21 protein-coding genes are annotated in these 19,507 nt (G+C 50.9%); 5 read left to right on the forward strand and 16 right to left on the reverse strand.

Annotated features, from left to right (window positions below; genetic code table 11):
• Positions 1 to 22: 22 nt before the first annotated feature.
• The 6 genes from hemC to recA form a co-directional block, all read right to left on the reverse strand.
• On the reverse strand, positions 23 to 955 hold the full coding sequence (gene hemC, locus BCM14_RS03280; RefSeq protein WP_106226554.1) for a hydroxymethylbilane synthase: 933 nt from the start codon (positions 953 to 955) through the stop codon (positions 23 to 25).
• A gap of 255 nt (positions 956 to 1,210) precedes the next feature.
• A complete protein-coding gene (gene sucD / locus BCM14_RS03285) occupies positions 1,211 to 2,092 on the reverse strand; it encodes a succinate--CoA ligase subunit alpha (protein ID WP_106226555.1) in 882 nt (293 codons plus the stop codon).
• A gap of 18 nt (positions 2,093 to 2,110) precedes the next feature.
• Entirely contained in the window at positions 2,111 to 3,271 is a 1,161-nt protein-coding gene (gene sucC, locus BCM14_RS03290; protein ID WP_106226556.1) for an ADP-forming succinate--CoA ligase subunit beta, read from the reverse strand.
• Positions 3,272 to 3,318: 47 nt separating this feature from the next.
• Positions 3,319 to 3,912 (reverse strand): DUF2889 domain-containing protein, encoded by a 594-nt coding sequence (locus tag BCM14_RS03295; RefSeq protein WP_106226557.1) that lies wholly within the window; start codon positions 3,910 to 3,912, stop codon positions 3,319 to 3,321.
• Positions 3,913 to 3,993: 81 nt separating this feature from the next.
• Positions 3,994 to 4,497 (reverse strand): recombination regulator RecX, encoded by a 504-nt coding sequence (recX, locus tag BCM14_RS03300; protein WP_106226558.1) that lies wholly within the window; start codon positions 4,495 to 4,497, stop codon positions 3,994 to 3,996.
• A gap of 8 nt (positions 4,498 to 4,505) precedes the next feature.
• The gene (recA, locus tag BCM14_RS03305; protein ID WP_106226559.1) at positions 4,506 to 5,633 is read right to left on the reverse strand and encodes a recombinase RecA; all 1,128 of its coding nucleotides are present in this window, start codon (positions 5,631 to 5,633) and stop codon (positions 4,506 to 4,508) included.
• Positions 5,634 to 5,943: 310 nt separating this feature from the next.
• On the opposite strand from recA, the gene BCM14_RS03310 reads away from it, so the two are divergent.
• Both BCM14_RS03310 and BCM14_RS03315 read left to right on the forward strand, forming a co-directional pair.
• Complete coding sequence (locus BCM14_RS03310; protein ID WP_106227018.1) at positions 5,944 to 6,252, forward strand: DUF485 domain-containing protein; 309 nt, start codon at positions 5,944 to 5,946, stop codon at positions 6,250 to 6,252.
• A 5-nt stretch (positions 6,253 to 6,257) separates the two neighbouring features.
• Entirely contained in the window at positions 6,258 to 7,973 is a 1,716-nt protein-coding gene (locus BCM14_RS03315) for a cation acetate symporter (RefSeq protein ID WP_375318465.1), read from the forward strand.
• 117 nt (positions 7,974 to 8,090) lie between these two features.
• On the opposite strand, the gene BCM14_RS03320 is transcribed toward BCM14_RS03315, so the two are convergent.
• Genes BCM14_RS03320 through BCM14_RS03355 form a run of 8 tightly spaced genes read right to left on the reverse strand, consistent with a single transcriptional unit; the run spans position 8,091 to position 15,046 of the window.
• Positions 8,091 to 8,525: a nuclear transport factor 2 family protein gene (locus BCM14_RS03320; RefSeq protein WP_106226561.1), complete on the reverse strand. Its 435-nt coding sequence runs from the start codon at positions 8,523 to 8,525 to the stop codon at positions 8,091 to 8,093.
• A 7-nt stretch (positions 8,526 to 8,532) separates the two neighbouring features.
• Entirely contained in the window at positions 8,533 to 9,333 is an 801-nt protein-coding gene (locus BCM14_RS03325) for an SDR family NAD(P)-dependent oxidoreductase (protein WP_106226562.1), read from the reverse strand.
• The gene (locus BCM14_RS03330) at positions 9,330 to 9,911 is read right to left on the reverse strand and encodes a DUF3833 domain-containing protein (RefSeq protein ID WP_106226563.1); all 582 of its coding nucleotides are present in this window, start codon (positions 9,909 to 9,911) and stop codon (positions 9,330 to 9,332) included. Before BCM14_RS03330 ends, BCM14_RS03325 begins: the two co-directional genes overlap by 4 nt.
• A complete protein-coding gene (locus BCM14_RS03335) occupies positions 9,901 to 11,289 on the reverse strand; it encodes an MFS transporter (protein WP_106226564.1) in 1,389 nt (462 codons plus the stop codon). The genes BCM14_RS03330 and BCM14_RS03335 overlap by 11 nt, the downstream gene beginning before the upstream one ends.
• Positions 11,265 to 12,482: an SAM-dependent methyltransferase gene (locus tag BCM14_RS03340; protein ID WP_106226565.1), complete on the reverse strand. Its 1,218-nt coding sequence runs from the start codon at positions 12,480 to 12,482 to the stop codon at positions 11,265 to 11,267. The genes BCM14_RS03335 and BCM14_RS03340 overlap by 25 nt, the downstream gene beginning before the upstream one ends.
• The gene (locus BCM14_RS03345) at positions 12,479 to 13,282 is read right to left on the reverse strand and encodes a DUF1365 domain-containing protein (RefSeq protein ID WP_106226566.1); all 804 of its coding nucleotides are present in this window, start codon (positions 13,280 to 13,282) and stop codon (positions 12,479 to 12,481) included. The genes BCM14_RS03340 and BCM14_RS03345 overlap by 4 nt, the downstream gene beginning before the upstream one ends.
• On the reverse strand, positions 13,275 to 14,594 hold the full coding sequence (locus tag BCM14_RS03350) for an NAD(P)/FAD-dependent oxidoreductase (RefSeq protein ID WP_106226567.1): 1,320 nt from the start codon (positions 14,592 to 14,594) through the stop codon (positions 13,275 to 13,277). Before BCM14_RS03350 ends, BCM14_RS03345 begins: the two co-directional genes overlap by 8 nt.
• Positions 14,591 to 15,046 carry a chalcone isomerase family protein gene (locus tag BCM14_RS03355; RefSeq protein WP_259673397.1) on the reverse strand — a complete coding sequence of 152 codons (456 nt, stop codon included), beginning with the start codon at positions 15,044 to 15,046 and terminating at the stop codon, positions 14,591 to 14,593. Before BCM14_RS03355 ends, BCM14_RS03350 begins: the two co-directional genes overlap by 4 nt.
• Positions 15,047 to 15,190: 144 nt before the next feature.
• On the opposite strand from BCM14_RS03355, the gene BCM14_RS03360 reads away from it, so the two are divergent.
• The 3 genes from BCM14_RS03360 (at position 15,191) to BCM14_RS03370 (ending at position 17,133) form a co-directional block, all read left to right on the forward strand.
• Positions 15,191 to 15,817 carry a TetR/AcrR family transcriptional regulator gene (locus BCM14_RS03360; protein WP_106226569.1) on the forward strand — a complete coding sequence of 209 codons (627 nt, stop codon included), beginning with the start codon at positions 15,191 to 15,193 and terminating at the stop codon, positions 15,815 to 15,817.
• Positions 15,818 to 15,883: 66 nt separating this feature from the next.
• Positions 15,884 to 16,798, forward strand: a complete 915-nt coding sequence (locus tag BCM14_RS03365; protein ID WP_106226570.1) for a recombination-associated protein RdgC — start codon at positions 15,884 to 15,886, stop codon at positions 16,796 to 16,798.
• 8 nt (positions 16,799 to 16,806) lie between these two features.
• On the forward strand, positions 16,807 to 17,133 hold the full coding sequence (locus BCM14_RS03370) for a hypothetical protein (protein ID WP_106226571.1): 327 nt from the start codon (positions 16,807 to 16,809) through the stop codon (positions 17,131 to 17,133).
• Here BCM14_RS03370 and BCM14_RS03375 read toward each other — a convergent pair.
• A complete protein-coding gene (locus tag BCM14_RS03375) occupies positions 17,092 to 18,459 on the reverse strand; it encodes an APC family permease (RefSeq protein ID WP_259673398.1) in 1,368 nt (455 codons plus the stop codon). The genes BCM14_RS03370 and BCM14_RS03375 overlap by 42 nt on opposite strands.
• 28 nt (positions 18,460 to 18,487) lie before the next feature.
• Positions 18,488 to 19,507: a Bug family tripartite tricarboxylate transporter substrate binding protein gene (locus BCM14_RS03380; protein WP_106226572.1), complete on the reverse strand. Its 1,020-nt coding sequence runs from the start codon at positions 19,505 to 19,507 to the stop codon at positions 18,488 to 18,490.

Genomic DNA, 19,507 nt, shown 5'->3' on the forward strand with positions numbered 1-19,507 from the left:
CAATCAATTAAGCGGTGAAGCCCTAAGCTTGAGGTTCACTTAGTGCGGCAAGTATTTTGTCTGCACCTTGGCTAATAAGCTCACTGGCTACTTGCTCACCTAGCTCGACGGCGATCCCCAGACCACCACACGCTTCGGCTCGGTATATCGAGCGTCCCGTGGGCGTCGCCACTAATCCCCGTAGCCTGAGGACTCCGTCGTCGACTCGCGCATAGGCAGCCAACGGCACCTGACACGAACCACCCAGCATTTTAGAAACGGTTCTCTCAGCTATTGCACAGGCCGTCGTTACCTCGCATCCAATGGGCTGAAGCAGGCTCCTGAGAGCCATCCGTGACGCGAGGATTTCTATCCCTAGCGCGCCTTGCCCAGCCGCCGGCAAAGAATCTTCAACGTCGATATGATGTTTAATCCGATGGGCTAATCCCAAACGATCCAAGCCTGCAGCCGCGAGAATGATTGCTGCATATTGGTCGTTGTCTAACTTAGACAGACGAGTATCCAGATTGCCGCGAAGCGGTTCGATCTGCAGATGCGGAAAACGAGATCGCAGTTGCGCTTCTCTACGCAGACTAGATGTCCCTACAATAGCACCGGCCGGTAGCTCGGCTATCCGAGCATATCGATTCGAAACGAATGCGTCTCTGCAATCTGCTCTCGCCAAAATAGTTGAAAGTTCAAAGGGCTCTTGTAAATCAACGGGAACATCTTTTAACGAATGAACAGCTAAGTCCGCCCTGCCGTCTAGCAGCGCCAATTCAAGCTCTTTGACAAACAGGCCTTTGCCACCCACTTTGGACAAGCTGCGATCAAGGATTTCGTCACCTCGTGTCGACAACTTAAGCAAATCAACTTGTACATTGGGATAAAGCGCTTGCAATCTGACCTGAACGTGCTCTGCCTGCCACAGCGCTAAGCGACTTGCGCGTGTAGCAATCACCAACCGCTCAGACATTGAATTTCCCTTTGATCATTGACGACGATCGTCTATCAAAAACAATCATCTTATGTAGTGCGCGGCGATTGCAAGCAGCACACCAATGGCTGCAAGCAGAGACAACCGTTGCAAGAGCGTTCTGCCTTTGCGTTCAGGCATTTTTTTCGATTCTTCTGTTGTCATGACATCAACTTTTAAATAAAAACGCCTACCCTGTTAACCGGGTAGGCGCTGTCGATCGATCAAACCCTGATCAATCTGTCACCGGACAAATTACAGGACCGATTTCAACAACGTACCCATCTCGGATGGATTTTTCGTTGTGCGAATACCGCATGCTTCCATGATTTCGAGCTTGGCATCGGCTGTGTCAGCCCCACCAGAAATTAAAGCGCCGGCATGACCCATTCTTTTGCCTGCCGGTGCTGTGACCCCAGCAATAAAACCAACTAATGGTTTCTTCATGTTGTCTTTGGCCCACAGCGCAGCGTTGACTTCGTCAGGCCCACCAATTTCACCAATCATGATAACAGCATCGGTATCGGGATCATCATTAAACATCTTGAGCACATCAATGTGCTTCAAACCGTTGATTGGATCACCACCAATACCCACTGCGCTTGACTGCCCCAATCCAAGTTCGGTGACTTGGGCGACCGCTTCGTATGTCAGCGTGCCTGAACGGCTGACAATGCCAACACGACCTTTGCGATGGATGTGTCCTGGCATGATACCAATCTTGATTTCATCAGGGGTAATTAATCCTGGGCAATTGGGACCTAACAGAAGGGTTTTGCTACCGATGCTTTGCATGCGATATTTGATCTCGAGCATATCCCGGACCGGGATACCTTCAGTAATACAAATGACCAAGTCCAGCTCAGCTTCGACCGCTTCCCAAATGGCTGCTGCAGCACCAGCCGGTGGCACATAAATAACAGAGACATTAGCACCGGTTTCGTTCTTTGCATCTTTGACAGAAGCAAAAATCGGTATGCCTTCAAAATCCTCACCCGCTTTCTTAGGGTTGACGCCCGCCACGAAACAATTTTGGCCATTGGCATAGGCACGGCTGGTACGGGTATGGAATTGACCCGTTTTACCCGTAATGCCTTGTGTAACAACTTTCGTATCTTTGTTAATCAGAATCGACATTTCAGCATCCTTGGCGAATTATTTGGCAGCTGCAACAACACGAGTAGCCGCCTCGGCCATCGTGTCAGCACTGATAATAGGCAGACCAGAGTCTACGAGCAACTGCTTGCCTAACTCTTCGTTCGTACCTTTCATCCGGACGACGAGAGGAACGCTCAGGTTGACCGCTTTACATGCAGTAATCACGCCCTGCGCAATGACGTCGCACCGCATGATGCCGCCGAAAATATTGACCAAAATCGCTTTGGTCCCTTTGTTTGCGAGCATGATCTTAAAGGCTTCAGTAACGCGCTCTTCTGTTGCGCTACCACCCACATCCAGGAAGTTCGCAGGCTCACCGCCAAACAACTTAATGGTATCCATCGTGGCCATCGCCAAACCGGCACCGTTAACCAGACAACCAATATTGCCGTCTAGCTGGATGTAGGCGAGGTCATGCTTACTTGCTTCGACTTCAGCTGGATCTTCTTCATCAATGTCGCGATAAGCAACAATCTCTGGGTGGCGGAACAAGGCATTGGTATCAAAATTGAACTTTGCATCAAGGGCAATAATGTCACCGCTACCCGTCAGAATCAATGGATTGATCTCGGCCAAGGACGAGTCAGTATCCCAATAGCATTTGTAGAGTTTTTGAAACTCGGCCGCTGCCTTTTTCACCGATGTTTCGGGAACACCAATGCCGCGTGCCAGGTTTTCAGCTTCACCATCGGTCAGGCCTGTGCCTGGATCGACGAATACTTTGAGGATTTTTTCAGGATGGCTTTCAGCCACTTCTTCGATATCCATGCCCCCTTCGCTGGACGCCATGACGCAAACACGCTGCGTGCCGCGGTCAGTAACGATGCCGACGTAATACTCTTTCTTAATGTCAGCACCCTCTTCGATTAACAGACGGCGAACTTTTTGCCCTGCAGGACCGGTCTGATGCGTAATCAATTGCATCCCCAAAATCTCTGTCGACAGCTGACGCACCTCGTCGACCGAGCGGGCAAGCTTTACGCCCCCCCCTTTGCCGCGACCACCAGCGTGGATCTGGGCTTTAACGACCCAGACTGGTCCGCCAAGCTGCTCAGCTGCAGCAACGGCTTCTTCAACGCTAAACGCGGGGATGCCACGGGGTACTGTGACACCGAACTTTCTTAGCAATTCCTTGCCTTGATACTCATGGATCTTCATGGGAATCCTGTCAGTTTTATTGAAGGGTAAATATCTTTCGTTAAGGTTTACTCGTTGCCACTTTTGGCCTCAACCGTCTCTTGCACTTCAGACGTTGGTCCTTGGTACCACTGGGGGTAAAACTCTTTTGTGACGGGACCATCCAAGCGCCAAGCGTGACAACCGCCAAGCATGAAAGGTTTTTTCGCCGTTTTGTTTGGATCCTTGCGACGCCGACCAGACATGGATTGAATTGCGACGGTCGGCAAAACAGAAGTTAACTCGCTAACATGGGTACAACCCGAGGTCGTACCGAAACGTTCTTTGACTTGTTGGCGGAAACTTTTTAGTAAATTCATGCCCACCAAGTCTTGATAGACTGGGGCAATCTCGGTACATCTACCGTCAAAGGGGGCCGAGTCGTAGGCGGCCTCTGCCTCAAGGATTTGAAAGGTATCATCAATGGTGATACGAACGTGCATGTGATGAAAGGCGAACCCTGCGGGCCTAATCCCACCGTCATTTCGGTTGAAATCATAAGACTTCGTATCGATTAACTCTGCCTCAATATCCCACAAGCCGTCTTCTCGTTCAAAAGAATGAACCTGAATAGACCGATTGTGCATCGGTTTTCTGGCAACGGTAGGCTGAGAAAGAGGCATAGGCAAGAATATCGACAAAAAAATTCGCAGGCAAGCAAGACGCATACTGCAACGCAACAATTCGAAGAGTATAGCGCAAGGCTAAACCGTATCGTCCCCTTGCGAGCCTAACTTCAAAATCTTGCGAATTACTTCAGTAGAGAAGCCACGGGCGGCTAGAAACCGCCCTTGTCTGGCGTAGTCAGTGGCGTTAAGCGGTAGCCCATCGCGGCCGAAGCGCTTGACCCAAACACCTAAGCCTCGATCGTACTCGGTATTTTTTAGCTGTTCTTTGGCATCGGCGATCTGTTGATCCGAGATCCCTTGTGCTTTGAGCGCTTGCACAATGCGCAAGTTGCCATGGATACCTGCCTTGCGATGAACAAGACCCTGAGCATATCTCGTATCCGATTGCCATCCGGCCGCAGCCAGGTCGTCTAACAGTTTTTCAATTTGCGCTGGGTCATCACAATGAACACGCAACTTGTTGGTCAATTCGGCTCGGCTGTGTTCACGGCGTGACAAAAAGGACACGGCCCTAGCCTTGAGGGACAGGCCGGGCCGTTTTTTTGCACCAGATTCAGGCACAAACTCGTCCTCTGACATCGTGCAGCTTAGCCTTCGTCATCCATGGCTGGATTTTCAGCAACAGCTGCTTTACTCGCTTTGGATGCTTTGGTCGGAGCACCCGCTGCTGGGGCATCGGCCGTTGCCCCACCAACCCGAAGCGACACCCCAAGTTTCTCACGCACCTTGTTTTCAATATCGATCGCCATAGCCGGACGCTCTCGAAGGTACTCACGCACATTATCTTTACCTTGGCCGATGCGCTCGCCGCTATAACTGAACCACGCACCTGCCTTATCAACCACCCCGGCCACCACCCCCAAATCAATGATTTCGCCCTCGCGGGATATGCCCGAGCCATACATGATATCGAACTCAGCTTGCTTAAACGGTGGTGCAATCTTGTTTTTCACTACCTTGACGCGAGTCTCATTACCGACGACCTCGTCGCCCTTTTTGATCGAGCCGATACGTCTGATATCGAGGCGGACTGAAGCATAAAACTTAAGCGCATTACCACCAGTTGTGGTCTCGGGACTACCGAACATGACGCCGATTTTCATGCGAATCTGGTTAATAAAAATAACCATGCAGTTAGTGCGTTTGATACTGGCTGTCAATTTGCGAAGTGCTTGGCTCATCAGTCGTGCTTGAAGGCCGGGTAACGAATCCCCCATCTCACCTTCGATCTCGGCCTTGGGCACGAGGGCCGCAACGGAGTCAATCACGATCAAATCCACAGAACCTGAACGAACGAGCGCATCAGTGATCTCAAGCGCCTGTTCGCCCGTATCCGGCTGAGAAATCAGTAAGTCGGTCAGATTAACGCCTAACTTTGACGCGTACTGCACGTCAAGTGCATGCTCAGCGTCGATAAAAGCGCAGGTGCCCCCTACTTTTTGCATTTCAGCGATGACCTGTAAGGTAAGCGTTGTTTTGCCGGAGGACTCAGGGCCATAAATCTCGACCACTCGGCCGCGAGGCAAACCGCCGACGCCCAGTGCAATATCTAAACCGAGAGAACCGGTGGACACGACCTGGATGTCATGCTCGATTTCGTTATCGCCGTAACGCATGACGGAACCCTTGCCAAACTGCTTTTCAATCTGCGAGAGCGCAGCAGCCAATGCCTTGCCCTTCTCGGAGGAGCCGGCCTTCAGGGTTTTATCGTCCATTTATCTATCCTTAACTTTGATCAGTGCGCAGACACCGCTGTCTGTAGCATCAGGGGAATTATCACATCCAGATAATACTGTATATAACAACAGTATGCATAAAAATTCTTCGCAAAAATACGTTTGCACCGGTCATTCGATGGGTAAATACATCAATTTAGGGGTAATACCGATAGGACATACCCTGCAAAACACCAAGAACAACTTATTAAACAGGTGTGTATCAGTTTATTGTGACACTTAAATGTAATGATCCACAAAAAAATAAAGTGCTGTAAAAAAATATAAGCAGGACCAAAAGGAGATGGAAATGATCGACCCCACCATTGCCCGAATTCAGGCAAATCCCAAGTACTTGGAACTCAAGCGAAGACGCAACACCCTAGGATGGACTTTAGCTGCTGCCATGTTAGTGGCCTATTACGGCTTTATCTGTCTGATTGCCTGGAACAAAGCGTTCCTGTCAACGCCGATTGGCGCTGGGGTCACCACCATTGGGGTTCCGATTGGCTTAGGACTGATTGTCTTCACCATCCTCATTACCCTCTATTACGTCAACCATGCCAACAAAGAGTTTGATGGGTTGACTGCCGAAATCCTTGAGGAGGCAAAAAAATGAAATCAATGATTAAAGTACTGGGCGGCTCGGCACTGCTCGCGGCCACTAGTGCAAGTTTTGCTGCAGTTGATGTCGGTCAGTCTGACAAGCAAGCAACAAACTGGGTCGCCATTATTCTTTTTGCATCATTTGTGGCCTTGACACTCTGGATCACTAAATGGGCAGCAGCCAGAACAAAATCTGCTTCTGATTTTTATACGGCTGGTGGTGGCATCTCTGGTTTTCAGAATGGTTTGGCCATCGCGGGTGACTATATGTCCGCAGCGTCCTTTTTGGGTATTTCGGCAATGGTGATGGGTGTCGGCTACGACGGCATCATCTACTCGATCGGTTTTCTGGTTGGCTGGCCTGTCCTGACGTTCTTAATGGCTGAGCGCTTGCGTAATCTAGGCAAGTTCACTTTCGCAGACGTTGCAGGTTATCGCTTCAAGAATGGTCCGATTCGCACGTTTGCAGCTGCTGGTACGCTCGTGACGGTCGCGTTTTATCTGATTGCGCAAATGGTCGGCGCAGGTCAACTGATCAAACTACTTTTCGGTCTGGATTATTACGTCGCGGTGATCATCGTTGGCGCCCTCATGATGGTTTACGTGCTGTTTGGTGGGATGACGGCCACGACATGGGTGCAGATCATCAAGGCGGTGATGCTGCTCAGTGGCGTCACATTCATGGCGTTTATGGTGCTGCTCCATTACGGCTTTAGCCTCGAAGCGTTGTTCGCCGACGCAGTGAAAGTCAAAACCACGGTCGCGATGAACAGCGGTAAATCTGCGGCTGAGGCCGCCACCATTGGCGGATCAGTGATGCGCCCAGGTGGGTTCATCAGCGATCCAGTTTCAGCAATCTCTTTTGGTATGGCTCTGATGTTCGGCACTGCCGGTTTGCCACACATCTTGATGCGCTTTTTCACTGTGCCGACAGCGAAAGAGGCTCGCAAATCAGTCTTGTGGGCGACCACGTGGATTGGCTATTTTTACGTGCTCATCTTCATTATTGGCTTCGGTGCGATCACCATGGTTCTGACCAATCCAGACATGGCTGATGTCGCGAAAGGCGTCATTAAGGGCGGGGCCGGTACGGCTAATATGGCTGCGGTGTTGGTGGCCGAAGCGGTCGGTGGCAATGTGTTCTTCGGCTTCATTTCTGCTGTTGCGTTTGCGACGATTTTGGCGGTAGTGGCTGGCTTGACTTTGTCAGGTGCGTCTGCTGTCTCGCATGATCTTTACGCCACGGTCTTTAAGGGCGGCAAGGCTGACAGTGCAGCAGAACTGCGGGTGTCGAGAATCACAACGCTTTGCCTGGGTGTGGTCGCTGTGGTCTTGGGGATCGCCTTTGAAAAGCAAAATATCGCTTTCATGGTGGCCTTGGCTTTTGCGGTTGCAGCTTCAGCAAACTTCCCCGTACTCTTCATGTCGGTACTGTGGAAGAACTGCACCACACGGGGTGCTGTCATCGGTGGCTTCTTGGGTTTGATTTCTTCAGTTGGCCTCACCATCGTCTCCCCAGCCGTCTGGGAGGCTGTGATCGGGAATCCAAAAGGATCGGCTCTGTTCCCTTACGCATCACCTGCGCTATTTTCAATGACAATAGGCTTCGTCGGTGTCTGGTTCTTCTCGATCACGGACAACAGCGCACAAGCGGCGAAAGAGCGTGAGCTCTTCGCAGCACAGCAGGTTCGCTCAGAAACAGGTCTGGGTGCCTCTGGCGCATCGGGCCACTAAACCAACAACAATAACAACAACATCCACACCCGGGCAAACGAGTTTGCCTTGGTAAGGTTAAGCCCCTCAGGGGGCTTTTTTATTTGTAATTTTTTTGCTTGTTGTGATGCAGTCGCGCTAAGCCGACATCCGCTTGCGCAACCACCTCAAGACTGGTCCTAAAAGTGGCACTTTTTCGTAGACCTGTTTTGCCGCATCCCAGTAGTCACGATGCAAAGTAACCAGGCCGTGATCATCCAATTCGAAATGCGTCACGCCAGCAATCCGATGACTTTGCCCAGACAACTGAAATTCAAACGTCCAAAGCACAAAAGCGCTCATGTCTTCAGTCAGAATACGATCAAGCACAAAACGCGGGTTGTCCAGGGTAGCGAACATATGTGCGTAGACAGCTTTTACCCGATCAATACCAACCACATCATTAAAGGGATCTGAAAAGGCCGCCGAAGGGCTGTATATCGTGTCTATCGTATCCAGGGACTTAAGCGTCAACTGCTCGAACCAACGAGCAATCATTTTGTAGCGTTCTTGAGGGGAGACTGATTCGCTCATGCGTGACTCACATTCTGGTTGTCTTGTGCAAAATCGAAAAACGGATCCAGTAAGGCAAACGGCTGATGAAGCGAAGCAAGCCGCCGAAAATCCTGGGAAATCTAATCTCAAACTGGCCTTTTTCGAACCCAACCATCATGGCACGGGCGGCCTCTGCTGGTGTCATCAAACCAGGCATTTCAAAATCATTGCCTGAGGTCATGGGAGTTTTCACAAAACCGGGACTGACAAGATAGATAGCCAAACCTTTGGGTGCGAGTTCAAAATAAAGCGTTTCGGCCAAGTTATTCATGGCAGCTTTAGTCGCGCCATAAATCATCGCGCGGGGCAAACCGGTGTAACTGGAAATACTGCCAATCATCGCGATCCCGCCGCGTCGTTGTTCAAGAAAATAAGGGATGACGCAGGCCAAACCTCGATAGATACTGACCACGTTCAAGTCGAAACTTTTTGAAGCGCTAGCAATATCTGTAGATTTGAAATCCCAGCTGTGCACGGGGTCATAGCGAGCCGCCCCCATCACGATCAGATCAAGCCCTCCCATCAGGCTCAACGCCTCAGCCATCGCAACAGGCCAGGCATCAGCGTCACTCGCGTCAAGCGCGACCACGTGGGCGTTTGAATTGGCCCCAACCACTTTTGCCAGTTCGTCAGTGCGGCGAGCAGATACTGTTACCGTCGCCCCAGCGTGAAGCATGGCCTGAGCTAGCGCGGCTCCAATGCCACTCGACGCGCCGATTAGCCAGACTCGCTGTCGAGTCCAGTCCAAAATCGGCTCGTTAAGCGGCTTAAGCAAAGAGGCGATCATTTGCCATCCTTGTTTGTCGGGCCTGCTGATGGGGCCGCCGCGTTATCCGGGCGTTTGCGAAAGAACAGGGTGACCTCACCCAGATCAAAACCAAACTTGGACATGGTGGAACGATTCAGCATGGTTTGACCATCCATTTGCCACATCCAGTCATCAAAATTAACCTCATAAATCTTACCGTCAACCGGCAACTTCAACACGTACTTCCAATGCAGAGCATTACCCGACACATGCCCGATGGCAACACCGACGACATCGTCTGCAGTGCCCTGCCAGCTGCCGTCAGTTTGTCGTTTTAGCGTCCAAACTCGGCGCTGTTTTTCACCGTCAGCGTACAGAAAATGCTCATCAAGCGTCCCTTCGTCAGGTGATTTCCAACTGGCTTGAATATCAACAGTGAATCGTCGAGCGACTTCACCCGAGCGTTTTTGAAACACACCCCAAGCGTCGATGGAACCATTCAAAAACAGTGGCAAATCCAGTTTGGGGGTTTCATTGACATATTGAGTCACATCTACCCCGCTACAGGCTGTCAGCATTGCAGCAGATAGGGATGCAAAGATCGCTTTAAGTTTCATTGATCAACTCCTTTTGTTTTCGATGCTCCGGCAGAATGTCGGGATGCATGATCCAAATTGCCAGCACTTTAAATACTGCAGGTAAAAAGGCGTAAATAACGGCAACCCCGCGGGCTGTCGCTGGAAAACCCGGCACATACCCGGTTGCCTGAAGCAAAGGCAAGCTCATGCCCGCAGCAAATGCGAGGGCCAGTTTTCCAATTAGTGCCCACAGCCCCAGGTAAAAACCGGTGGTATGCCGATGCGTGGCCGGGATTGCATCGGCCAACATGGCTATCGGTAGAACAAGATCAGCGCCCAATGCTGCGCCGGCACATACGCAAACCAAGGCATAACCAAGCAAGGAACCCGAATCCAGAAAAAACACGGAGGACAGAGACAGGATCGAAACAAGCGACCCGAACAGCCACGTGCGAGGTTTGCCGAACCGCGCGGCTAACCAAACCCAGCCGGGCAAGCCTACTAAGCCGAAAAAGAAATACAAGCCTAAAAAAAGTGCAGTCCATTCTTGTAAAACCAGCACGTCGTCAATGTAAAACAGCACCAGCGTTGCAGGGATCGCGACCGAGATCGCATTGCAAAGGTAGAAGCACAATACCTGTCGAATGGCAGACGGCGCTAAAGCCAGCTTCCAGCCGTCAAACACTTGGGTTGCACCTTTGCTCGGTCGCTCAGCGCCTGTCAGCGTGAAGATAGACCCAACAACGAGTAATGCAACAAACACCCACGAAAAAACCTGATAACCCACTCTTGCATCCAGGCGGCTAACCCATATGCTCGGCAAGATCGAAGCAAGCAAGACACCCACTAATCCGGCTGTCTCACGCCATCCAGCGACACGAGTCCTGTCGTTCGTGTTGTCCGATAACCGAGTACCCCAAGTCAGATAGCAAATATTGATCAGGCTATGGGAGGTGTAAACAATGATCAGGGAAACCGATAGCCAGACCAGCAAACCCGTTTGAGCAAGGTCTGGCGGAGAGAAGAGCATGACAAACCCACACGACAAAGTAACCGTCGCGAAACAAACAAGCATCGACCAGCCGTGCCGCTTGCTTTGCAAGGCATCAACGAGTCTGCCTATCCAAGGGTCTTGCGCTGTATCCAGTATACGCGTGGCAAACAAGACGAAGCCAAGAGCCGATAAACTGACCCCGAGTGTATCGCCATAGAATTTCGGCGAAATCATGTAAATGGGTAACATCGCCATGGCGAGGGGCAAACCCAACATCGCATAGGCAAACAAGCGGGTCAGTCTCATTCGCTTTGCCCCAGGAAACACCGCACTCAAGTCCGGCACAGCCTCTGCCCGAGCCGTGCCGCCAAGCCAGCCCATCGTCAACCAGGCGATGACTAACCGGCGACGCGCAGGGTCCATTGTTTGACGTCCGTTCGTTTTTCGCGAAAACCTGCCTCACAGTAGGCAAGATACATCCTCCAAATGCGGATAAAGGCGTCGTCAAAACCTTGTTCACGAACCGTATCCAGCCGTCCTTCAAACTGTTGCGCCCAGCGTTTAAGGGTTTCAGCGTAATCAAGTCCCATCGATTTGACGTTTACCTCCTGCAAACCAACTCGTTCGCATTCATGCGAAAAGCGCGAAGGACTGGGGAGCATCCCACCAGGAAAAACAAACTGCTGAATAAAGTCCGTGCCCATCCGATAGGATTCAAAACTCTCATCCTGAATATCGATTGTTTGCACAACAATGCGCCCTCTTGGGCGACAGGCTTTCACCAACACTCTAAAGTAACTCGGCCAATGCAGCAGACCGACGGCCTCGAACATTTCAATTGAAACAATATGGTCAAACTGTTCGCTGACGTCTCGATAATCTTGCAGCCTGATTTCTACCAAATCAGACATCCCCAAGCGTTGCATGCGCGCGCGTGCAAACTCAAGCTGCGCGTCCGACAAGGTAAGACCAACGACTCTGACGCCCCGAATCGCGGCGCGCTCAGCAAACCCGCCCCAACCACAACCAATCTCAAGAATACGTTGACCTGGTGTCGCCTCAAGCTGATCCAAAATACGATCGTATTTGCGATCCTGAGCCGTTTTCAAGTCGAGCGACAAATCACCGTCGAAGAGTGCGGCTGAATAGGTCATTGAGTCATCGAGCCACAACTGATAAAACCGATTACCTAAATCGTAGTGACTCAAGATGTTTCGACGACTTCCGCGGCGGCTGTTATCGCGCAAAATCCAGTGCTTAAGTCGTTTAAAGATAAGCGCCCATTGATGGCCATTGACGGCACGAGTCAGTGCTTCGTTGCGCAAGGCCAGCGTGAACAAGGCAAGCAAGTCATGCGAATCTATCCAGCCGCGTCGCAGGCTTTCAGCAAAGCCAACATCGCCTTGTCGCATGATGAGACTGGCTGCACGCCAGTCATATATCTTAAGTTCTGCATGGGGTAACTGTCCTGAGTGGCCGAACAAAAGAGCAGAACCATCGGGTACAGTGAGCGTCAACGATCCAGTCGACAGCCGCGTCAACAGATGAGTAAACAGTCGCGCAGTCCAAGGCAGCGACTTCAGGCGGGGCGTAAGCCCATACTCATTGGCTCTCATTGCGATACACCTGCGTTATCTGTCATTTCTTTATCCGGTAGCGCTGGAACAGGATGATATTTTGCACCCTTTCTCCATAGCTTGAATGCCTGCCAGTGAATGCGGGCCATCACACCAAAGGTCATCATGGGCATGGTAATCAGCATTTTGAGCAAGCTCCGTTTTGTATAGGGAACCGGCTGTGTCACCAAGGCCGTTAGCAGCACGGCATGGGCATCGTCCGGTGGATCAAAATAATTGATAGCGATTCGGTTAGCTAATCCAATGGTTTGCATCTTGAACTGGTATCGACCCGAAACAGGGAAAAAGGGCGACACGTGAAAAACCTTGGCACATTCAAGGACCGAGTGCTCGTCGATCCCCCCGGTGTCCGCCGCCACCAAGAGGTATTGATGTCTTTGTCCAAAAGTATTATTGACTTCAGCCAGAAGTGCGCGCAATGCCCCCTCGCGATCGTGCACAAACCAAAAGCTAACCGGGTTAAATACATAACCGAACAAACGCGGAAAACATTGCAACCAGACTGCACCCACATCAATGGCAACACCGGCCTCAAGCAAACGAGCCCGCAACCATGACATCAAATCGCTTCCATCCCTCGCGCCATGGTCACGTGATTGAAAGCTGACTATGCTCGATTGATCAACGCCAAAGAGCCAGGAATTAAATTGCTTGAGTTCCTGCAAACGATCAACGCGATACCGCATGCAAAAAACGCGATAAGCGAACCGGTGCACAAATGGACGCAATCTTGCATGAATGACTTGTCCTTGAGCGATTTCCAGCAGCGTGTCAGGCATACACAGGCTCCCAAGGGGGTTGCACACCGAAGTGACGAACCACACGCAACGCCGATTTCAAACCATCTTCGTGAAAACCATAGCCTGTCCAAGCGCCGCAGAACCACACGCGATCCAAACCCTGAATTGCTGGCAATTGTTTCTGCGCGGCAACTACAGTCTGATCCAGAACCGGATGATCGTATTCAAAACGCGCGATGATCTTATCGGCAGCCGGTTGTTCAAAGGGATTGAGCGTCACCACAACAGGTTGTTTGAATGGCAGCGGTTGAAGCAAGTTGATCAAATAACTTACCGCCACGGGTCTATCGATGCCCACGCCTGGTTGGCTGAGGTAATTCCAGGCGGACCAGACTTTTTTTCGCCTCGGCAGCAAGGCTGCATCGGTATGCAAAACGGCATCATTAGGTTGATATTTGAAGCAACTCAATACTGCTCGTTCATCTGGGTGAGCGTCAAGAAGTGCAAGCGCTTGAGGGGCATGACACGCCATGACGACTGCGTCAAATACCTCTTCGCCCCGCTCCGAAAAAACTGAAACACCTGCTGCAGCGCGACTGACACGTTGGACGGCGACGCCAAGCCTGACATCAGTCATTTCCTTCAGCATTTCTTGCACATACACTCGTGAGCCACCGAGTACTGTGCGCCATTTTGGTCTGTTTTCAATTTGAAGCAAACGATGATTTAAGCAAAAAGCCAAAAACGATGAGGCCGAAAATTGCAGAATATCTTGAATGGATGATGACCAAATCGCGGCTGCCATGGGCAGAAGATACCAATCCCGCATGGGGGCTCCGTAGCCTTCGCGATCGAGCAACTCGCCCAGAGAGACTGGGCTTACCAAGGACTGATCCAGATACCGTTGCGCTTGGCTATTAAAACGCATGATGTCACGAAGCATTCCCCAAAACCTGGGCCGAAGCAAATTGGCTCGCTGTGCAAAGACCGTTGCCAGATTGGTGCCTGCCCATTCCAGATCGGGCTTGGCTATTGACACACCGAATGACATGTCACTTTCGTGCACTGGTATGTTGAAATGTCTGAACAGTTCGATCAAATTGGGATAAGTCAGATCGTTGTGAACTAAAAAGCCCGTATCAACCGGGGCAGTTACGCCATCGAGCGTCACATCAACCGTGTTGGAGTGCCCACCAAAATACCCTTGAGCCTCAAATAAACTAACCTGATATTTTTGCCCTAGCAACCAAGCAGCGCTCAGGCCTGAAATCCCGGCACCGACCACTGCGATCCGACTGCCTGGGGCAATGCGAGTTGGATTGTTCGCTGCCTGTGGCGTCAAGTTACTCATTCTTGTTCTAAACCTAACAAAGCAGCACGCAAGGTTTGACTGCGTGTCTGCGGATCTAACCAAATGGCGGCAAATGCCGAGGCAAACTCCGGACTCATCACGTCACCTAATGGCGCACGAGCGGAAAAAAACTTAACGCCTTGCAAAGGTAAGAACAAGCCAATCAAGCGATCACTCAACTTGACATCAGGCAGGATTTTCAGCAACTCAACAGACCAAGCTGACAACCAAAGAGAGTCGGACGGTCGCAATCGCTCTATCTCACTCATCGTGGTTTCGACAATCTGTGTTGCCTGAATGGTGCGCAGGTATAACAGGTCGAGCGCAAAGGGCTTGGCCGGATCAAAGTAATCAGGCGCATAGAGGCTCGCACGATAGAGCTTAAAGACGCTCCAGGTGAAAACGCCGCTGCCGCAGCGCCGCCAGTCGGCGTGCAAACAATCTGTTACCACGGCGGGCAACCCGATTGAATCAACAGTCAACTCAATACTTGCTGGATCTTTAGAGATAATTACCGCCGAGTATAAAAAATGACTGATTGGTAACAACTTAGCCTGATTAGAATATAATTGAGATCTCAAGTCAAGGTAAACCGCGTGCAGGACACCACTCAGAAAACCTCTTTTAAAGCTCAGCAACTCAAATTTCGTGAAGATGCGATCCTCGACGTCGTCAATCACCTCTTAGCGCGCAAAGGTTTTGACTTGATGACAATGGACGAAGTCGCTGCCGAGGTAGGCATCGCCAAGGCAAGCCTTTATAAACACTTCGCTTCCAAAGAAGTACTTGCCGCTGCATCAATGACCCGCTTGATTGATCGTGCGCTGGCTGTTGTCAACGACCTGTCTGTCGAGCTCGACCCGCTTGAAAAGTTAAAAGGCTTAGTCAGATGGGCTGTCACTGCTCATCTTGCAAACACCATGCCTTTGCTGCCGTCCACCCGATCGAGTATTCAACAAAGCCTGACCAATTATCCCCCTTACATGGAGAAAGTAGGCAGACTGATCGAAGCGGTCGGCACTTGGATCGAACAAGCACAAACCAGTGGATTACTCTCGGCGAGTTTGCCAGGTGAAGTTATCCTTTATACGGTTTTTGCACGATCTTGCGATCCTGTTGCTGACTTTCTTAAACTTGGTGGTGCTTTCAGCGACCCCGAGATCGTAGAAATGTTAGTTAAAACCTGTTTCGACGGTATGAGCCAAGACAAATCCACCCTGTGACGCATGAGGGTGCCTCTGCATCCGCTAGAATCGAGTACTTTTTTTGTTACATCGATTGGATTGTTCATGTGGTTTAAAAATCTAAAGCTGTACCGTCTGGCCTCCTCTTACACGTGGACTGCAGAGCAGATCAACGAATTACTTGCGAAAGAGGCCTTTGTATCCGCTGGTGCCGCTGCCGCACAATCCCAAGGATGGGTGGCACCCATCGAGCAGGATGGTCGTCTGGCTTATTCTGTGGGTAAACAACTTCTGTGCGCCTTCCGGGTCGAGAAAAAACTGTTACCTGCCACAGTGATCAATCAATTCACCAAAGTTCGCGCTCAAGAGCTTGAGGAGCAACAAGGTTTCAAACCTGGGCGCAAGCAAATGAAGGATCTCAAGCTTGAGGTCACCGAAGCACTCATTCCGCGTGCATTCAGTCTGCAGCGAGATGCGAGATTGTGGATTGATCCTGTCAATCGCTGGGTCGCACTCGACACCGCCTCAGCCTCCAAAGCCGAAGAAATCCTGTCGGCTCTGGGCAAGGCGTTATATCCCTTCCCTGTCGAACCTATCCATGTCGAAATCAGTCCAACAACTGCCATGACAGAGTGGATTCTGAGTGGTCATGCTCCAAGCAACTTTTCAATCGACCAGGACGCCGAGCTAAGAGCCGCCGGAGAAAAAGCTGCCGTCGTGCGTTACGTCAAACACGCGCTAGACAATGAGGATATCCAAAAGCATGTTCAATCAGGTAAACAATGTACGAGGCTTGCCCTGACTTGGAATGACCGCATTTCTTTTGTTTTGACCGAAAACCTCGATATCAAACGGATCGCCCCGCTAGATGTGCTGGATCAAGATGACACCAAAATGCCAGCAGACGAGTTAGAGAAATTCGATGCAGATTTCACTTTAATGTGCGCTGAACTCAATCTGATGCTTGGTGGATTGCTGGACGCGTTGAGAGAAAAATCCTTGATCAAGGCAGCAGCTTAGTGGACCTCATGATCAAAAGTACCATCGACAGCCTCGTTGAGCGCGGCGTCCTGCTTAACGTGGTCGCCGACGAGTTAATGGTCACGGCTTATGTTGTCATCGCGCCCACAGATCTCAGTTACGTTGAAACCCTGGTGCCGTCTCGCGTCTTTGAGAGTGGTGCTCAAGTGCACGTCGGCAATGTCACTGATGCTGGTGATCATAGCGATCAAGTTGTTCAGATACTGGAGAACATGGACCTCGGCGACGTCGCGGTTTACTTGTGCGAAAGCACTGTTGCCTACGGTCAGGCCCTAGCGGTTCTTGGCGTCAGTGAAAATCCGGTTCAACACTAGCGCGACGCACCCTGCCCCCATGACCCACAGAGATATATGGGCGGCATGTTGGCTGGCTGCATAGGTTACGCTTGAATAAGCGAGATAGCCGCAGGTGACACAAAAAAGGATGGGGGTGAAGGGGTAAAGCGGTACTTTAAAAGGCCGAACGGTGTGGGGTTCTCGCCAACGCATCACGAACAGAGATAAACCCACCAACAGCAAAAACACCCAGAAAACCGGCGCCGTAAACTCGACCATCACCTCAAATCCATCACGCTGCCAAAAACCGATACCAACCAAAGCCAAGCTCAGACTTGACTGGACAAGATAGGCGACAACCGGTGAACCGCGTCCTGCATTCCACTTGGCCATAAAGCGTAAGGCAGGCCAGTTAAGTCCCAAGGCGTAGTTTGACCTTGCGCCAACAATCATCGTGGCATTAATACTGGTAAAAGCAGACGCAGCCGCGAATAGTCCCAAAGCTTTGGCGCCCCAGACGCCAAACGCCCGACCAGTGATTTCAGAGGCGACCGCTTTGCTATCGGCCAGACCCGCCAGCCCTAGGCCGGACAGCAAGGCCATGTTGACAATCAAATACACAATAGTGATAAGTGAAATACTCAACACGATAATAGGCACGATGGCACGCCTGCCGCCTTTGACTTCAGCAGAAATGTAGGCGGCTTCATTCCAGCCGCCGTAGGTTAACAGGACGAAAACCATTGCCAAACCCATCAACCCGAGTGGCGGAGTCTGCGAAAACAAAGCCGGCGATGGAGGCGCTTCGTTGGAAACGACAAAACCCGCAATAGACACGAAAATCAGGCCCGTCACCTCGACCACGGTCAAAAGTGTTTGTACCCATGCTGCTGCGTGGATACCAACCAGATTCACTGCTGTCAACGCGACCACAATCAAGACGGCCCATATCGCGTTGGACTGAGGTCCCAGATAAACGACCTTGGACATATACTCGCCAAAAACAAAAGCCAACAAGGCAATCGAACCCGTGTTGATGACAGTCGCTTTAGCCCACGCGTACAGAAAGGACACTTGCTGACCGAAGGCCAAAGACAAAAAATGATAGTCCCCCCCTGCATGGGGATAAGTGGTCGCCAGTTCGGCATAACAAAGTGCGCCCGCGAGGGAAATCAATCCACCAAACGCCCAGACTGCTAGCATCCAGCCAGGGTCGCCTGTGATTTGGGCCACCATGGCTGGTGTCTTGAAAATACCCGCACCAATGACTATGCCGACGATGATTGCCACGGCACTCAGTGCGCTCAATCTTTTTTCCGGCTGACCAGCTGTGTGACCATCATTTTGGTCAGGGATGTTTGCCACGTCAGTCAAATCCTAAAGAGGTTTCTGTTTAATCCACAGCTTGAAAGTCGATTGATTTGGCAGCCTTGATATATCGCTCAATTTCGGCTTCTTGAAATTTGCGCATCTCTTTGGGCCCCAAAGGCATGGGTTCAGCACTTGTCTTAACGATAAAGTCAATACTATCTGGCTGCGCCAGGGCCTGCTGCATCGCATCTGCCAACACCTTGACAATATCATCTGGCGTTTTTGAGTTGACGAAAAATGCCGTCCAGCTGTAGTGGACTGCCTCAGGAAAACCACTTTCGACCAAGGTCGGCACATCAGGTAACTCGGGGTGCCGCTGAGTACCGGTGACCAATAACGCCCGGACCTTGCCAGAGACTGCTGTCGTGACCGAGCCAGTCGAATCCACCACCCCAATATCGACCTGGTTACCCATGACGTCGGTCATCACTTGCGATAATCCTTTGTACATGACTGACTGGCTATTGATATTTGCTTTAGCCGTTAATTGTGCCGCTGCAAGCTGATACCCGTAGGTGTAATACGCCATATTCAACGGGGGTTGCTGATGGCCGCGTTTCAGGAGGTCAGCCATCGTCTTCAGTGAAGAATCGTTACTCACCATGAAGACCGCCATGGATCTTGTCATGCCTGAAATTGGCCGAAAATCCCTGAGTGGGTCATAGGTCAGATTTTTTACCGTTGCGACATTGGCTGCCGCAGGGGAGTTGCTCCCCATAAATAACGTGTAACCATCCGCCGGGTTGGTCTTAATGGTTTGAATAGCAACGGTGCCCCCCCCGCCAGCTTTATTTTCAACAATGACGGGTACTTTTAGAATTTCAGACAGCTTTTTACCGAAAAACCGGCTGTACAAATCACCACCACTGCCGGCTCCATAGGGCACAAGAATATAGATAGGTTTGTTAGGGAAACCTGAGTTTTGAGAGGTGATTTGAGTTGGACTTGAGGTTTGTTTTGACGTTGGCGTTGTTTGTGCCATCACGCTCGCAGCAGTTAACCCTAAGCAAACCAATAAGGCGCTAACTTTGAATATCTTCAT

Source organism: Jezberella montanilacus (genome assembly GCF_003003055.1).
GTDB lineage: Bacteria > Pseudomonadota > Gammaproteobacteria > Burkholderiales > Burkholderiaceae_B > Zwartia > Zwartia montanilacus.

Coding starts and splice junctions, on each gene's coding strand:
- BCM14_RS03320 (WP_106226561.1), bottom strand. CDS start 8,525: ATGAGCGAATCAGTCTCCCCTCAAGAACGCTACAAAATGATTGCTCGT.
- BCM14_RS03295 (WP_106226557.1), bottom strand. CDS start 3,912: ATGCCTCTTTCTCAGCCTACCGTTGCCAGAAAACCGATGCACAATCGG.
- hemC (WP_106226554.1), bottom strand. CDS start 955: ATGTCTGAGCGGTTGGTGATTGCTACACGCGCAAGTCGCTTAGCGCTG.
- sucD (WP_106226555.1), bottom strand. CDS start 2,092: ATGTCGATTCTGATTAACAAAGATACGAAAGTTGTTACACAAGGCATT.
- BCM14_RS03370 (WP_106226571.1), top strand. CDS start 16,807: ATGATCAAAAGTACCATCGACAGCCTCGTTGAGCGCGGCGTCCTGCTT.
- BCM14_RS03315 (WP_375318465.1), top strand. CDS start 6,258: ATGATTAAAGTACTGGGCGGCTCGGCACTGCTCGCGGCCACTAGTGCA.
- BCM14_RS03330 (WP_106226563.1), bottom strand. CDS start 9,911: ATGAAACTTAAAGCGATCTTTGCATCCCTATCTGCTGCAATGCTGACA.
- BCM14_RS03310 (WP_106227018.1), top strand. CDS start 5,944: ATGATCGACCCCACCATTGCCCGAATTCAGGCAAATCCCAAGTACTTG.
- BCM14_RS03350 (WP_106226567.1), bottom strand. CDS start 14,594: ATGAGTAACTTGACGCCACAGGCAGCGAACAATCCAACTCGCATTGCC.
- BCM14_RS03365 (WP_106226570.1), top strand. CDS start 15,884: ATGTGGTTTAAAAATCTAAAGCTGTACCGTCTGGCCTCCTCTTACACG.
- BCM14_RS03325 (WP_106226562.1), bottom strand. CDS start 9,333: ATGATCGCCTCTTTGCTTAAGCCGCTTAACGAGCCGATTTTGGACTGG.
- BCM14_RS03335 (WP_106226564.1), bottom strand. CDS start 11,289: ATGGACCCTGCGCGTCGCCGGTTAGTCATCGCCTGGTTGACGATGGGC.
- recA (WP_106226559.1), bottom strand. CDS start 5,633: ATGGACGATAAAACCCTGAAGGCCGGCTCCTCCGAGAAGGGCAAGGCA.
- BCM14_RS03345 (WP_106226566.1), bottom strand. CDS start 13,282: ATGCCTGACACGCTGCTGGAAATCGCTCAAGGACAAGTCATTCATGCA.
- sucC (WP_106226556.1), bottom strand. CDS start 3,271: ATGAAGATCCATGAGTATCAAGGCAAGGAATTGCTAAGAAAGTTCGGT.
- recX (WP_106226558.1), bottom strand. CDS start 4,497: ATGTCAGAGGACGAGTTTGTGCCTGAATCTGGTGCAAAAAAACGGCCC.
- BCM14_RS03340 (WP_106226565.1), bottom strand. CDS start 12,482: ATGAGAGCCAATGAGTATGGGCTTACGCCCCGCCTGAAGTCGCTGCCT.
- BCM14_RS03380 (WP_106226572.1), bottom strand. CDS start 19,507: ATGAAGATATTCAAAGTTAGCGCCTTATTGGTTTGCTTAGGGTTAACT.